Origin of the sequence: Pseudomonas turukhanskensis (assembly GCF_027922365.1) — a bacterium.
Lineage (GTDB): Bacteria > Pseudomonadota > Gammaproteobacteria > Pseudomonadales > Pseudomonadaceae > Aquipseudomonas > Aquipseudomonas turukhanskensis.
Genome location: NZ_BSFN01000004.1, coordinates 312,489 through 326,577, shown reverse-complemented (window position 1 = coordinate 326,577; position 14,089 = coordinate 312,489). Strand labels below are relative to the sequence as shown.

Here is a 14,089-nt window from a genome sequence, read left to right as displayed (position 1 = left end):
AAACAGTAAAGCCACGCTACCCGTCATACCCCATGGCGTCAAAGGCAACTGCCCAGGCCCAGTTGCAGTAACGCCAGGCCGCCCTTGTGCCAGCCCCACCAGATCAGCGCCAACACGGCGATTGCCAAGGCGACGCTGAGTGAGAGCGTTAGCGAACGGCTCATGCCGCTGCCATCCGCAAGCGCTCGACCGGCTGTTCACGCACCGGCCAATTCAGCGCGGCGGCCAGCAGACTGAGGCCGATGGAAATCTGCCAGACCAGGTCGTAGCTGCCGGTGCGGTCATACAGATAGCCACCCATCCAGCCACCCAGAAACGCGCCCAGTTGGTGGAAGAGAAAGACGATACCGGCCAGCATCGACAGGTTGCGCACGCCAAACAAGGTCGCCACCGTGCCATTGGTAAGTGGCACCGTGGAGAGCCAGAACACGCCCATCAGCACGCCAAAGGTGTAGGCGGTGAACAGGGTCACCGGCACGCTGATAAACCACACCAGCACCACCGCCCGGGCCAGGTACAAGGCCACCAAAAGCCGTGGCTTGGACATGCGCCCTCCCAGCCAACCGGCGATATAGGTGCCGAAGATATTGAACAGCCCCACCAGCGCCAGCACCGTGGTGCCGACGGTGGCCGGCAGGTGCTGATCCACCAGATAGGCTGGCAGGTGCACACCAATAAACACCACCTGGAAACCACAAACGAAAAAGCCCAGCGAGAGCATCCAGAAGCCCTTGTGCGCAGCCGCTTCACGCAGCGCCTCGCCCAGGCTTTGTTCGTGCCCCAGTACCGGCAGCGGCTTGTCTTTGAGCATGGCCACCAGCGGCACGATCATCGCTGCCAAGCCACCCAGGGCGATCAGTGCGACCGACCAACCCAGCCAACTGATCAGGCCCAGGGTGCCGGGCAGCATGGCGAACTGGCCGAACGAGCCGGCGGCCGCCGCGATGCCCATGGCCATGCTGCGTTTTTCTGCGGGCACGGCACGGCCGACGACACCCAGCACTACCGAGAAGGTTGTACCGGACAGGCCCAGGCCGATCAGCAACCCGGCGCTCAGCGACAGCGACCACAGCGAATCCGCCGAGGCCATCAGCACCAGCCCGAGGGCATAGAGAATGCCGCCCACCACCATCACCCGCGCCGCGCCGTAGCGGTCGGCCAGGGCGCCGGCAAAGGGTTGCGACAAGCCCCACAGCAGGTTCTGCAAGGCGATGGCAAAGGCAAAGGTTTCCCGGCCCCAGCCGAATTCGGCACTCATTGGCGGCAGAAACAGACCAAAGCCATGGCGAATGCCCATGGACAGCGCGAGGATCAACGCCGCGCCGATGAGCACCCACTTACTTGCGCGCCATGCTGTCATTGCCCTGCTCCACGTAACGGTTTCAATCGATGGTTTCCAAGTCGTCCAGCAGCAGCCAGAGCGCCTCACGTTTTTCTGCACCCAGGCGCAGCGCCAACTGTGCCTGCGCCTCTTGCCAAGCCGTGGCCCCGCGTTGATAGCGGGCCAGGCCTTCGGCCGTCAATTGCACCTGCCGCGCGCGCAAATCACTGCCCTCGCCCATCTGCACCAGGCCCTCGCCTTCCAACACCTTGAGGTTGCGGCCCAGGGTGCTGCGGTCCAGGCCCATGGCCTCGGCCAGCGCGGAGATGCTGGGCTGCTCCAGGCGTTGCAGATGGCTTAGCAAGGAATACTGAGCAACGTTGAGCCCCAGCCCGTGCAGCGCGTCATCGTAGACACGGGTCACGCTGCGGGCGGCTCGGCGAAGTTTGGTGCACAGGCAATGAGTAGTCAGCATGGATACGTGTATATACCCGCATTGGATGGCAGGTCAAATTAAAAAGGGTGACGCCCTCACAGCAATGCCGAAGTTCTTCTAGCCAGCACCGTCATCCCCGCGCAGGCGGGGATCCAGAATAGTTGCCCAAACCACTATGCTGAGCACCCACTGAACGGCCGCCCCGCCATTCGGTCGAAGTGCTCAATCAAACGGAGATGCAGTCGATGGGTCGTCAGCTGTTCGGCTGTTTAATGCTGTTGTGTACGTTGTCCGCCAATGCCAATCCACAGCTGGTCGAACTTGGCAGCGGCGCGGAACGCTACCCGTTCGAGGTCTATGCCAATGCCGCGCTGGACGCCACCGAGCTGCCGGTAACCCGCGCGGTCATGATGTTGCACGGCATCAAACGCAACGCCGGCGAGTATTTCGATAACGGCACCGCCTTGCTGACCAACGCCGGCCTCGACGCTTCCACCACGCTACTTATCGCCCCGCACTTTCTCACCGACGCCGACGCCGACACTGCCACCGACGTACCGCGTTGGGCGGCTGGACAATGGCTGCATGGCAGTCCCTCGTTCAGCGGCGTTTCGGCCTTCGCGGTGCTCGACGATTTGCTCGCCTTTCTCGGCGACCGCCAACGCTTTCCGGCACTGCAAGAGGTGCTGTTGGTGGGGCACTCCGCCGGCGGGCAGTTGGTGCAGCGCTATGCCATCTTCAATACGGCCGACACCCGGCTGGCGGCCACCGGCATTCACCTGCGCTACGGCGTGGCCAGCCCGTCGTCCTACCTGTATTTCGACCAGCAGCGCTGGCAGAACCAACGTTTGCAAACCGCTGCGTCAACCAGTTGCCCGGGCTTCAACCGTTACCGCTACGGCCTGGACAAGCTGCCCGCTTATGCCACTCAGCACACGCTGAGCGCGCAGCAGTTGTTCCGCCGCTACGCCCAGCGCGATGTGGTGTATCTGGTGGGCAGCGATGACGACAACCCCGATGCCAGGGTGATGGACCGCTCCTGCTCTGCCCAGCTACAGGGCGCCACGCGCCGGCAACGGCAAGTGAATTATGTGGCGTATGAGCAGCAGTTGGGCCGGCAGTGGCGCACGCCCATCGCTCACCCGCAGTGGCAAGTGAACGGCGTCGGCCATGACTCGTCGGCCTTGTTTGCTGCGCCGATTACTGCCAAAACACTGCTCCCGTAGGGTGTGCTCAGCGCACCGTTGCGGTGGCAAGCCGATCGCCTGGTGCGCGGAGCACACCCTACGACTGCGGTGCGCGGGCGCCTGGCTTCCAGCGCTCAACCCCCCAGCCGCGTTGCATGCCGGCTACGGCCAATAGAATCAGGCTCACGCCTAGCCATTGCAGTAGCGTCAAACGATGGTCGAAGGCAATCCAGTCCACGGCAATGGCTGCAATCGGGTAAACAAACGACAAGGCGCCGGTCAACGCCGTCGGCAGTTTCTGAATGGCGCTGTACAGCAGCACGTACATGACGCCCGTATGCACCATGCCCAGCGTCACTAGGCTGCCCCAGGCAGTAACGCCGGCCGGCAGCGGGCTGCTATACATCCACGGCGCGAGCATCAGCACGCCGGTGCACACCTGAATCAGGGCAATCAGGTGCGGTGGAGTGCCGGTCAAGCGTTTGATAATGAGGGCAGCGATGGCGTACAGAAAGGCCGCCCCGGCGGCCAGGGCGATACCGAGCAGATAGCTCTCGCCGCTGCTGCCGCCTGTCCCATGGGCGCTGACGATAGCCAACATGCCGATAAATGCGACCGCCAACCAGCCCATCTTCAGCACAGTAATGCGCTCACCGAGAAACAGCGCGGCCAGGCCCACCAACATAAACGGCTGCACGTTGTACACCGCCGTGGCAATGGCGATGGACGCGCGTGAATAGGCGGCAAACAGCAGCAACCAGTTGCCGACGATTGCCACGCCACTGAGCACCGCCAAGGCAAAGGTCACACGGCTCAGCAGTCCGGGGCGCAAAAAACCCATGGCGGCGCAAATTAGCAGCAAGGTGCCGGCGCCGATCAGGCACCGCCAGAACACCACCTCCAGCACGGGCTGCCCGGACACCAGCACAAACCAGCCAATGGTGCCGGAAATCAACATGGCGGCGACCATCTCTGCCGTGCCGCGCTGCTGTGGCGTGTTCATATTCAGTGCCCCTGTCTGGTCAATTCAGTGGGCAAAGTATGGCAAGGGCGCCGGTGGCAGCTCCATGGCGAAAACAAGGCTAGAATCGCCGCGAGCCTTTTTTATCAAGGCAATTTTTGCCAACCACCCTTCTTTGAATACACAGCGCCATGACCGACAAAATCGATCAGCAACTGATCACCGCCCTGATGGAAGACTCGCGCCGTTCGCTCAAAGCCCTGGCGCAGATTACCGGCCTCAGCCCGCCCAGCGTCGCCGAGCGTTTGCGGCGCCTGGAAGAGCGCGGTGTGCTCTCCGGCTACACCGTGGATATCGACGCCAAAGCCTTTGGCTATCAGCTGCAAGCCATCGTGCGGATTCGCCCGTTGCCTGGGCAATTGCAGGAGGTGGAACGGCAGATTCAAGCCATCGGCGAATTCACCGAATGTGACAAGGTGACGGGCGATGACTGCTTTATCGCCCGCCTGCATGTGCGTTCGATGGAGCAGCTCGATACCCTGCTTGATCGGCTAAATCACTACGCTGAAACGAATACGGCGATTGTAAAGAAAACGCCGGTGAAGCGGCGGTTGCCGCCGATGGCTTAGGGGTTTGGGTACTGCGCTCGACAGAGGATTCTGGGTCCCCGCCTGCGCGGGGACGACGGTGGGTCAGCATAAAACTCCGTCATCCCTGCGATCCGATGATCGCCTATTGCGCCGCCACGGCTGGCTGCGGCGCCACCACTTCCTTTGCTACCCACTCAGCCGTATTGAACGGCTTTCGAATCAGCCGCTGCTGGCTGGCCAGTTTGATCGAGCCGTCGAGCTTGCGCAGGAACTCGGGGTCCAGTCTGGTCTGGAACAGTTGGCCGAGTTTTTCGTCGCCCAGGTCGCTTTGCAGAATCACCGGCGGATAACCGGCCAGCGTCGATACCAACTGGATATAGGCGTCTTTGTTCGCCTCGTCGCTTACCCATTGCTGAGCGGTTTCCTGCGCTTTAAGCAGGCGCTTGACGATATCCGGGTGCGCATCGACAAAGGCGCCCGCCCCCACCAGCACGCTCTGGATGCTGCCGGCGCCATTGAGATCCTTGGTGGTCAGCGGAATGTCCACCAGGCCCCGAGCACGCAAGGCGGTGAGGTTGGACGCGCCCCAGGTTGCGTCGATCTGCCTGGCGACAATGGCGGACGTGGCCGCCGTAAAGTCGAGGTTGATAACCTTAAGGTCCTTCTCGGTCAGGCCCTGGCTGACCAACGCGGCATCAAATGACAACTGCGCCGCCGTGCCACGGAAGATACCCACGCGCTTGCCCTTCAAATCCGCCAGCGTCTTGATGCCGGAACCGGGCACCACGCCCAGGTACAGTTTTATATCGCGCGCCGTGGCGCTGAGCAGGCGGGTATCCAGACCGTTGGACCTGCCGACAATGGCGGCGAGATCGCCCAGGTACGCCAGGTCTACCTGGCCATTGGCGAACGCTTCGTTGATGGCCGGGCCCGCGCCTTTGAAGAAATTCCACTGAACCTTGATGCCTTCGCCCGCCAGCGCTTTTTCAAACAGTTGCTGGTCGCGCACCACATCCACAAGCCCGCCGCCGCTGTGGGTAGCCACGGCGCTGAGGTCGGGCACGGCAATGCGGATTTGGGTCAGTGGCTCCGGTGCGGCAGAGGCAGCAAAGGGCAGCACGCCCAACAGGCCGGCCAATAGCGGCGACGCAAACAGGCTCAAGGCCGAATCGAAAAACGCTTTCATAGCAGCAGGCTCCCCGCCATAGGCCGGCACGCTGCCGGCTGTTGCGGCGAATAAGGCATACCCCGTACAAAACTTTAAATACTATTAAATTATTTTTTAGTAACTAAACGAGATAAACAGTCAGCGTAGCGGCCTGCGCCGGGAATGCGTGAAAAGCATAAAAAGTATTCAACAAAGGCATTTGCCCCAATCGGGGTGCAGCCATTAAATGCGGTCTCTTAGCCATTAAATGCGCAGATAACCGAGTTTGATATGCCTATGAAGAATATATCTAAGCCCTCCTCTACCGCACCCGTGTCCACCGCATCTGTGTCCACTGCACCTGCGTACAGAGTTCAGTGATATGGCAGCCATCCGCACTCTGGCCCTGGGCAAACCACCGAAAGGGGTTGCCCTAAACGGCGCCAAGCTTCGCCACGCCTTACTGCCCTGGGCCGTGCCCGCGCTGTTATTACTGCTGTGGACCCTGGCCGCGCGCCATACCTGGATGTCGGCACAAACCCTGCCGGCGCCCGCGCTGGTGTGGCAAAGCGCGCTGGAGCTGGGCCAACAGGATTTGCTCGTCAACTTATGGATCAGCCTGCAACGGCTGTTCTGGGGCTTGGCCGCCGGCGTCGCCATTGGTGCTGTACTGGGCGCGACGCTGGGCTACAGCCCGCGCGCCGAACGCCTGGTGTTCCCGACCTTTACGGCCCTGGCGCAGATTCCGACGCTGGCCTGGATTCCGCTCTTTATGCTGCTGTTTGGCATTGGCGAAACCTTGAAACTGGTGGTGCTGGTCAAAGCTGTGGTGGTGCCTGTGACCATCCACACCCTGGTGGGTGTGCGTGATGCCCAGCCCAAACTGCGAGAAGCCGCTGCGGTGCTACGCCTGCCTCCCCATCTGCTGATCTGGCGGCTGGTGCTGCCCGCCGCCTTGCCTTCGTTTATGGCCGGTTTGCGCCTGGCGCTGGCCACCGGTTGGTCGTCTTTGCTGGCGGTAGAGTTGCTGGCTTCCAGCGAAGGCATTGGCTACCTGATGGTCTGGGGCCGCCAGCTGTTTATGCTCGACGTGGTGTTTGTGTGCATCCTGGTCATCGGTGTGGTGGGCGTGTTGATGGAGCGCGGCATCACCTTGCTCGACCGTCAGCTGCTGTTCTGGCCTCACCCGCCCACCGCCGAATTTCGCCGTCGCCCACTGGGCTCCGGCTGGCAGCGCTTGCAGCCATGCTTTCTGCCGCTGGGCCTGGTGGCGATCTGGCAAGGCATCAGCCACTTGCAACTGGTGGACAGCAATATTCTGGTGAGCCCCTGGCAGGTGCTGGTGAGCTCGTACGAAGGCCTCGCCGATGGCAGCCTGCCGCTCGCCATGGGCCACAGCCTGGTGCGCGCCGTCGCAGGTTTGGCGCTGGGCGGCGGGCTGGGGTTTGTACTCGGCGTAGTGCTGGGCCTGTCGAACCGCAGTGAACGTGTGCTCGGCCCAAGCCTGTCGGCACTGCGTCAGATCGCGATTTTTGCCTGGGTGCCGTTGCTGACGGCGTGGTTTGGCTTGGGCGAATTGGCCAAGCTGGTGTTCGTCGGCCTGGCGGCTTTCTTTCCGTTGCTGGTCGCCACGCAACGGGGCATACGCAACCTGTCGCCACAACTGGGCGAGGCCGCCCTGGCCTTGCGCCTCAACCTGTTTCAACGCCTGCGCCTGCTGATTCTGCCGGGCGCCACCCCGGCCATTTTCGCCGGCCTGCGCCTGGGCCTGATCTATGCCTGGCTGGGCACCATCGGCGCCGAATATTTCATGGCCTCGGGCTACGGCATCGGCACGTTGATGATCGGCGCCCAGCAGCTGTTTCGCATGGACCAAGTAATGGCCGCGATGCTGCTGATCGGCCTTACCGGTGCTGCCCTCAATGCCCTTGGCCAATTTATCGAAGCGCGCGCCACGCGCTGGAGAACCGCATGACCACCCTCGCCTTCCCCCCCGCTGCGGCGCCGCTGGTGCGCTTTACCCATGTGGGCAAACAGTTCGCCGTCGACGGTGGCGAGCTGGAAGCCATTCGTGAATTCAACCTGGATATCGCCCCCGGCGAGTTCGTGGCCATTGTCGGTTCCAGCGGCTGCGGCAAGTCCACCTTGCTGCGCTTGCTGGTCGGCCTTGATGGCGAGTTTCGCGGCCAGATCGAAGTCGCCGGCAAGCCGGTACAGGGCATCGGCGGCGACCGCGGCATTGTGTTTCAGGAACACCGTCTGTTTCCGTGGCTGACGGTGGAACAGAACATTGGCCTGGGCCTGGTGAACGAGCACCTGACGCAGGCCGAGCGCTTTCGCCGTGTCAGCGAGTTTATTCAGCTGGTGGGCTTGCAGGGGTTTGAACGCGCCTACCCGCACCAGCTTTCCGGCGGCATGGCTCAGCGCGTGGCGATTGCCCGTGGCCTGGTGGCCAGCCCGCAGATACTGCTGCTGGACGAACCCTTCGGCGCGCTCGATGCCCTGACCCGCCAACAGATGCAGGACGAACTACTTGCCATCCGCCGCCGCGCGCAGATCACCACCCTGCTGGTGACCCACGACGTGGAAGAGGCGATTTTTCTCGCCGACCGCGTGGTGGTAATGGAGCCACGCCCCGGGCGGATCAAGCGCATCGTCGACATCGATTTGCCACACCCACGCACCCGTTCAAGCTTTGAATTTCACCAACTGCGCGAAGAACTGCTGCACGAATTGACCCACGACGGCGAGTACGTGGCGCCGCCCGTGGTGCGCGTCGAAGACTTGCCGCTGGCCTATATCGCCTACTGATTCCGGCTTATTGAGAAAGGACTGTCTGCCATGAGTAAACGCCCCAACTTCCTGGTGATCGTCGCGGACGACCTGGGCTTTTCCGACCTTGGCGCCTTTGGCGGCGAGATTGCCACGCCCAACCTGGATGCCCTGGCCACCGCTGGTGTGCGCCTGACCGATTTCCACACCGCGCCCACCTGCTCGCCCACCCGCTCGATGCTGCTGACCGGCACCGACCACCATATCGCCGGTATCGGCGCCATGGCCGAAGCCATTCACCCGGACCAGCAAGGCAAACCCGGCTACGAGGGTTACCTGAACGACCGCGTGGTGGCTTTGCCGGAACTGCTGCGCGAGGCGGGTTACCAAACCCTGATGGCAGGCAAATGGCACCTGGGCCTGACGGCCGATCTGGCGCCCCATGCCCGTGGCTTCGAGCGTTCGTTCTCACTGCTGCCGGGCGCTGCCAACCACTACGGCTACGAGCCGCCGGAAGACGAAAACACGCCTGGCATCATCAAGGGCACGCCGGTGCTCTATATCGAAGACGACCAATTCGTCGACCAACTTCCGGACGACTTCTATTCCTCCGATGCCTTCGGCGACAAGCTGCTGCAGTACCTGAAAGAGCGCGACCAGGCGCGTCCGTTCTTTGCCTATCTGCCCTTCTCCGCCCCGCACTGGCCGCTGCAAGCGCCGGCAGAGGTGGTGGCCAATTACAAAGGCCGTTACGACGCTGGCCCCGAAGTACTGCGTCAGGAGCGCCTGGCCAAGCTCAAGGAACTGGGCCTGGTCGCCGACGATGTGCAAGCCCACCCGGTGCTGGCGCAAAACAAGGAATGGCAGCAGCTCACCGATGAGCAACGGGCGATTTCGGCCCGCACCATGGAGACCTATGCGGCCATGGTGGAGCGCATGGACTGGAACATCGGCCGGGTTGTCGACTACCTGCGTCAGCAAGGGGAGCTGGACAACACCTTTGTGCTGTTTATGTCCGATAACGGCGCCGAAGGCTTGCTGCTGGAAGCCTTCCCGCTGTTTGGCGAAACCCTGCTGACCTATCTGGATACGTACTACGACAACAGCCTGGAGAACATTGGCCGCGCCAACTCCTACGTCTGGTACGGCCCCCGTTGGGCCCAGGCGGCGACTGCGCCGTCGCGTCTGTACAAGGCATTTACCACCGAAGGTGGCATTCGTGTGCCGGCGCTGGTGCGCTACCCGGGGTTTGAACGCCAGGGCCAGATCGTGCGCGAGTTCAGCACGGTGATGGACATTACCCCAACCATTCTCGACCTGGCGGGCGTGCGCCACCCTGGCAAGAAATGGCAAGGCCGCGAGGTGGCCGAGCCGCGCGGGAAATCCTGGCTGGGTTACCTCAGTGGCGAGACCGAGCAGATTCACGACGAAAACACCGTGACCGGTTGGGAGTTGTTCGGCATGCGCGCCATTCGCAAGGGCGATTTGAAGGCGGTGTTTCTGCCGGCGCCGGTAGGCCCTGCTACTTGGCAGTTGTACGACTTGAGCAAAGACCCCGGCGAGATTCACGACCTGGCGCAGAGCCAACCGCAGAAGCTGGAAGAGCTGCTGGAGCATTGGTATCAGTATGTGGCGGAGACCGGGGTGGTATTGAGCAAGTCGCCGTTTTCGCCATAAAAACTCAATTGCTTTGCTCCCCTCTCCCGCGTGCGGGAGAGGGGCCGGGGGTGAGGGGCTGTTAATTGCGCCACACTCAAGATCGCTACCCCCTCACCCTAACCCTCTCCCCCAAGGGGGCGAGGGAACTGGTACCCGGTTGTTGTCGCGATCGTGGTAAGACTACCTTTCCCTTTCGCAGGGCGGAGCTGCGGGTCAAAACAAACTCAACTGCTCTGCTCCCCTCTCCCGCGTGCGGGAGAGGGGCCGGGGGTGAGGGGCTGTTAATTGCGCCACACCCAAGATCGCTACCCCCTCACCCTAACCCTCTCCCCCAAGGGGGCGAGGGAACTGGTACGCGGTTGTTGTCGCGATCGCGGTAAGGCTCCCCTAGCTATCCAACGCCAGCCGCAACCGCTCACTCCCCACCTTCGGACAATTCACCCACACCTCCGGCAACCCCAACCACCGCCCCATATCCAGCAGATTGCGCGCCAGGGCGTGTACGCCTTCCTCATCCAGCCCCACCGTCTCCTCATGTAGCGCATGCACCAACAAGCGACCGCTGCTGCGCTCGGCGCGTACATCCACACGGCCCACCAGTCGCTCGTTGTGCAAAAACGGCAGCACGTAGTAGCCGTACACGCGCCTGGCCTGTGGCGTGTAAATCTCCAGGCGGTAGCGGAAGTCGAACAGCCGCTCGGTACGCGCCCGCTCCCACACCAGTGAGTCAAAGGGCGACAGCAATGCCGAGGCCTTCACCGCGCGCGGAAGGCTCAAGTCGGGTAGGCAGTACGCGGGTTTGGCCCAGCCTTCTACCGCTACCGGCAACAAGGCGCGCGCCTCTACCAACTCTGCCAGTCGTGCCTGGCTGTCCTTAGGGTCGAGGCGGAAGTAGTCGCGCAGATCCTTTTCGGTCGCCACGCCCAAGGCAGCGGCCGAGTGCAGTAGCAACTGACGTTGCGCATCGGCCTCGGCAATGTCGGGGTGATCAAGCCAGGCGCTGGGAAGCACGCGTTCGGGGATGTCGTACAGGCGCTCGAAACCACGCCGTCCGGCAACCGTCACTTCACCGGCGGCGAACAGCCATTCCAGGGCCATTTTTTCCGCACTCCAATCCCACCACGGGCCGGCGCGCTCCACCCGCGTGTTGAGCGCACCGGCACCGGTGGCACCCTGCTCGCGCACAGTGGCCAGTACGCGCTGCACCACATCCTGGTGTTCGCGACCGAACTGCGCCAACTGGCTGTAAATGCCTTCGCCCTGCGCGGCGCGTCGCATGCGCCAGCGCATCAGCGGGTAAAGCGTATGGGGCAGCAGCGAGGCTTCGTGGCCCCAGTATTCGAACAAGATGCGACGTTTGCCACTGCCCCAGGCCGCTTGTTCCAGCAGGCGATGGTCGTATGCACCCAGGCGGGAAAACAGCGGCAGGTAGTGCGAGCGCACCACAGCGTTTACCGAGTCGATCTGCACCACGCCCAGGCGGTCGATCAACTGGTTGAGGCGCGCCGGCTTGACCTCGCCAGCGCGGCTGCGGCCGGCAAAACCCTGGGCGCTAAGCGCCAGACGGCGGGCCTGCTTAAGGGAGAGGGAGAGCGGTTTGGACATCGGCTGCACCTGCTTGAGCGTGAGGTGCAGGATAGGGCCTGGCGAAGGTGAATACAGTCGATGACGGGCCATTTTTTGCCAAGTGCTCCAAACGGCGCTTGGCGTCTTGCGCCGTGGGCAGCTCATTGACGGGTAACCACCACAGCGCCAGGGACGGCATGTCGAGCTTTTCCATCCAGCTTTTTTTGGCTTTGAGCACGGTCAGGTGATCGCCGCTGTACACGTAGTTTTTCAGCGCCTCAAACGAGGCCCACACCGACAGATTGACGATGATGCGGTCGTCGGCGAACAGCTGAATGGAGGTGGCGTCGCCCTCTTCCGTTTGCAGGCGCCAGACAAAGCCTTCGCTGCGTTCGGCCAACTGGTTGATGGGGTCCAGTTGCTCGACAAAGCCCCGCATCAATGGGTCATCGAGCGGGGCAATGGTGCGGGCAATGTTTACTTGTGCCAGGTGGTACATGCGCTCTTCCTTGGTCGGCTCTAGTTCAGTTTAGCGGTGCTCGTGTTTGCGGCTAAGGGGATCGTCCCAGAATGGCCGCGCCACTTCCTGCTCCAGATCGGCCCGCGACAGCCCCAGGTCCTTGAGCGCGGCGTCTGGCATGCTCGCCAGCAGCCGGCGTTGCTCGGCCAACTGGATCCAGCGTTTCACTTGCTTCCACAGTCGGGCCAGCAGGCTGCTCCGCGGCCCTCCCTTGGCCCGTGGCAGTGCGGCGGCGATGGCGTAACCTTTTTGCGCTTTCATCATTGAGCTCTCCATGTGCAGTGCCCCGTAAGGTGTGCGACGAACTGCTGCGCTTAGGGGATGGCGCAAGTTTCTGCCCACGGATAAGATCAATCCAACGAATGTTTCTTATGCAACCCATTCCCTGACTTGATGAATCGAGAATCACCCAATGAGTAGCTATGTCGGCATCGACAGCGAACTGTTACGCACCTTTGTGGCCATCGCCGATCTGGGCGGTTTTACCCGCGCGGCCGAAGCGGTAAACCGCACACAGTCGGCGGTGAGCATGCAGATGAAGCGCCTGGAGGAAGACGTTGTGCAGCGCGCACTGTTCGAGCGCGATGGCCGCCAGGTGCGGCTGACGGCCGAGGGCCAGGTGTTGCTGGGGTATGCGCGGCGTATTCTGAAGCTGCATGGCGAGGTGATTAATACCTTGCGCGAGCCGCATATGGTGGGGTCGGTGCGCATCGGCACGCCGGACGACTACGTGATGCGCTTTCTGCCCGGGATTCTGTCGCGCTTCGCCCAGGCTTACCCAATGGTGCAGGTGGAGGTGCATTGCGAGTCGTCCGCGCAGCTGTTGCAGCGTCAGGATCTGGACTTGTCCATCGTCACCCGCATGCCCGGGGATGAAATTGGCCAGCTGCTGCGTCAGGAACGCTTTGTCTGGGCCGAAGCCCTGGGCTTCAGCCCCCATGAGCAAACACCTATGCCGCTAGCGATGTTCAACAGTGACTGTTTCTGTCGGCTGTGGGCGTGCAATGCCCTGGAAACCCTGGACCGCGAGTATCGGGTGGCGTACACCAGCCCCAGCCTGTCGGCGCTGATGGCGGTGGTGAGTGCAGGTCTTGCCGTGACCGCGCAACTGCAAAGCCTGATTACCCCCGATCTGCGCATTCTGGGCAAAGCCGAAGGCCTGCCGGAGCTGCCGCTGTGCAGCATCGTGTTGCTACGCAATACGCGCACGCAGTCGCCGGTCAGTGAAAGCCTGGCCGAACATATTGTCGAAGGGTTCCGGATATAGGGTGTTGCCAAAACATGGCGCATTAAACTCAAGCGCGCTAACGTTACGCCCGTCTCGGTCTCATCTATTCAGCAGGAGCTTTATATGGCCACTCCCGAACAGCTCAAACTGGAAAACCAGCTGTGCTTTGCGCTGTATTCCACCTCGCTGATGATGACCAAGGTGTACAAACCCTTGCTCCAGGCGCTCAACCTCACGTACCCGCAATACCTGGCCATGCTGGTGTTGTGGGAAGGCGACGGCATTACCGTTGGCGAGTTGAGCCAGCATCTGCTGACCGACCCCGGCTCAGTCACGCCCCTGCTCAAGCGCCTGGAAGCCGAAGGCCTGCTAACGCGCACCCGCAGCAGCCAGGATGAGCGCGTGGTGCAACTGCACCTCACTGACAAGGGCCGCGCCCTGCAAGAGCAGGCGTTGAGCATTCCGGCGTGCATTCTGAAAGCCTCGCAGCAGCAACCTGCTCAATTGCTTGGCCTGAAATCCGACTTGGTAACTCTGCGCGACGCCCTGCACAAGGCGGTTTAGACGCTTATTCCCGATTAAGCAGTTTTTTAGATCAAATCAATCCAATTATTTATCTTGCGCGCAAACTAAATAGACACTAACTTTCATCTCACGCACTGCTTAGTGCACAAACATTTAGCAAGCAAACAGACGAACTTA

At 62.0% G+C, this 14,089-nt stretch carries 15 protein-coding genes; 7 read left to right on the top strand and 8 right to left on the bottom strand.

Annotated features, from left to right (window positions below):
- Window positions 1-38 precede the first annotated feature (38 nt).
- Genes PKE98_RS10140 through PKE98_RS10130 form a run of 3 tightly spaced genes read right to left on the bottom strand, consistent with a single transcriptional unit; the run spans window position 39 to window position 1,796 of the window.
- Complete coding sequence (locus PKE98_RS10140) at window positions 39-164, bottom strand: hypothetical protein (RefSeq protein WP_271195157.1); 126 nt, start codon at window positions 162-164, stop codon at window positions 39-41.
- The gene (locus tag PKE98_RS10135) at window positions 161-1,360 is read right to left on the bottom strand and encodes an MFS transporter (RefSeq protein WP_271195156.1); all 1,200 of its coding nucleotides are present in this window, start codon (window positions 1,358-1,360) and stop codon (window positions 161-163) included. The genes PKE98_RS10140 and PKE98_RS10135 overlap by 4 nt, the downstream gene beginning before the upstream one ends.
- Window positions 1,361-1,382: 22 nt before the next feature.
- Window positions 1,383-1,796, bottom strand: a complete 414-nt coding sequence (locus tag PKE98_RS10130) for a MarR family winged helix-turn-helix transcriptional regulator (protein WP_271195155.1) — start codon at window positions 1,794-1,796, stop codon at window positions 1,383-1,385.
- Window positions 1,797-2,002: 206 nt separating this feature from the next.
- Between PKE98_RS10130 and PKE98_RS10125 the strand changes: the two genes are divergently transcribed.
- On the top strand, window positions 2,003-2,983 hold the full coding sequence (locus PKE98_RS10125; protein ID WP_271195154.1) for an alpha/beta hydrolase: 981 nt from the start codon (window positions 2,003-2,005) through the stop codon (window positions 2,981-2,983).
- Window positions 2,984-3,041: 58 nt separating this feature from the next.
- On the opposite strand, the gene PKE98_RS10120 is transcribed toward PKE98_RS10125, so the two are convergent.
- Entirely contained in the window at window positions 3,042-3,947 is a 906-nt protein-coding gene (locus PKE98_RS10120) for a DMT family transporter (RefSeq protein ID WP_271195153.1), read from the bottom strand.
- Window positions 3,948-4,096: 149 nt separating this feature from the next.
- Here PKE98_RS10120 and PKE98_RS10115 point away from each other — a divergent pair, with 149 nt between their 5' ends.
- Window positions 4,097-4,534: an Lrp/AsnC family transcriptional regulator gene (locus PKE98_RS10115; protein ID WP_271195152.1), complete on the top strand. Its 438-nt coding sequence runs from the start codon at window positions 4,097-4,099 to the stop codon at window positions 4,532-4,534.
- Between the two features lie 103 nt (window positions 4,535-4,637).
- On the opposite strand, the gene PKE98_RS10110 is transcribed toward PKE98_RS10115, so the two are convergent.
- The gene (locus tag PKE98_RS10110; protein WP_271195151.1) at window positions 4,638-5,681 is read right to left on the bottom strand and encodes an ABC transporter substrate-binding protein; all 1,044 of its coding nucleotides are present in this window, start codon (window positions 5,679-5,681) and stop codon (window positions 4,638-4,640) included.
- A gap of 343 nt (window positions 5,682-6,024) precedes the next feature.
- Here PKE98_RS10110 and PKE98_RS10105 point away from each other — a divergent pair, with 343 nt between their 5' ends.
- From PKE98_RS10105 to PKE98_RS10095, 3 genes are read left to right on the top strand one after another with little or no spacing between them, the layout of a single operon-like run.
- On the top strand, window positions 6,025-7,617 hold the full coding sequence (locus PKE98_RS10105; protein WP_271195150.1) for an ABC transporter permease: 1,593 nt from the start codon (window positions 6,025-6,027) through the stop codon (window positions 7,615-7,617).
- Window positions 7,614-8,453: an ABC transporter ATP-binding protein gene (locus PKE98_RS10100; protein WP_271195149.1), complete on the top strand. Its 840-nt coding sequence runs from the start codon at window positions 7,614-7,616 to the stop codon at window positions 8,451-8,453. Before PKE98_RS10105 ends, PKE98_RS10100 begins: the two co-directional genes overlap by 4 nt.
- Window positions 8,454-8,483: 30 nt before the next feature.
- Window positions 8,484-10,091, top strand: coding sequence for an arylsulfatase (locus PKE98_RS10095; protein WP_271195148.1), 1,608 nt, complete (start codon window positions 8,484-8,486; stop codon window positions 10,089-10,091).
- Between the two features lie 369 nt (window positions 10,092-10,460).
- Here PKE98_RS10095 and PKE98_RS10090 read toward each other — a convergent pair whose 3' ends face one another.
- From PKE98_RS10090 to PKE98_RS10080, 3 genes are read right to left on the bottom strand one after another with little or no spacing between them, the layout of a single operon-like run.
- Window positions 10,461-11,678: a winged helix-turn-helix domain-containing protein gene (locus PKE98_RS10090; RefSeq protein WP_271195147.1), complete on the bottom strand. Its 1,218-nt coding sequence runs from the start codon at window positions 11,676-11,678 to the stop codon at window positions 10,461-10,463.
- Window positions 11,650-12,138: a DUF3291 domain-containing protein gene (locus tag PKE98_RS10085; RefSeq protein WP_271195146.1), complete on the bottom strand. Its 489-nt coding sequence runs from the start codon at window positions 12,136-12,138 to the stop codon at window positions 11,650-11,652. Before PKE98_RS10085 ends, PKE98_RS10090 begins: the two co-directional genes overlap by 29 nt.
- Before the next feature lie 30 nt (window positions 12,139-12,168).
- A complete protein-coding gene (locus PKE98_RS10080; RefSeq protein WP_373877834.1) occupies window positions 12,169-12,420 on the bottom strand; it encodes a DUF1127 domain-containing protein in 252 nt (83 codons plus the stop codon).
- Window positions 12,421-12,571: 151 nt separating this feature from the next.
- On the opposite strand from PKE98_RS10080, the gene PKE98_RS10075 reads away from it, so the two are divergent.
- The gene (locus PKE98_RS10075) at window positions 12,572-13,426 is read left to right on the top strand and encodes a LysR family transcriptional regulator (protein ID WP_271195144.1); all 855 of its coding nucleotides are present in this window, start codon (window positions 12,572-12,574) and stop codon (window positions 13,424-13,426) included.
- A gap of 84 nt (window positions 13,427-13,510) precedes the next feature.
- The gene (locus PKE98_RS10070) at window positions 13,511-13,951 is read left to right on the top strand and encodes a MarR family winged helix-turn-helix transcriptional regulator (protein ID WP_271195143.1); all 441 of its coding nucleotides are present in this window, start codon (window positions 13,511-13,513) and stop codon (window positions 13,949-13,951) included.
- Window positions 13,952-14,089: the final 138 nt, after the last annotated feature.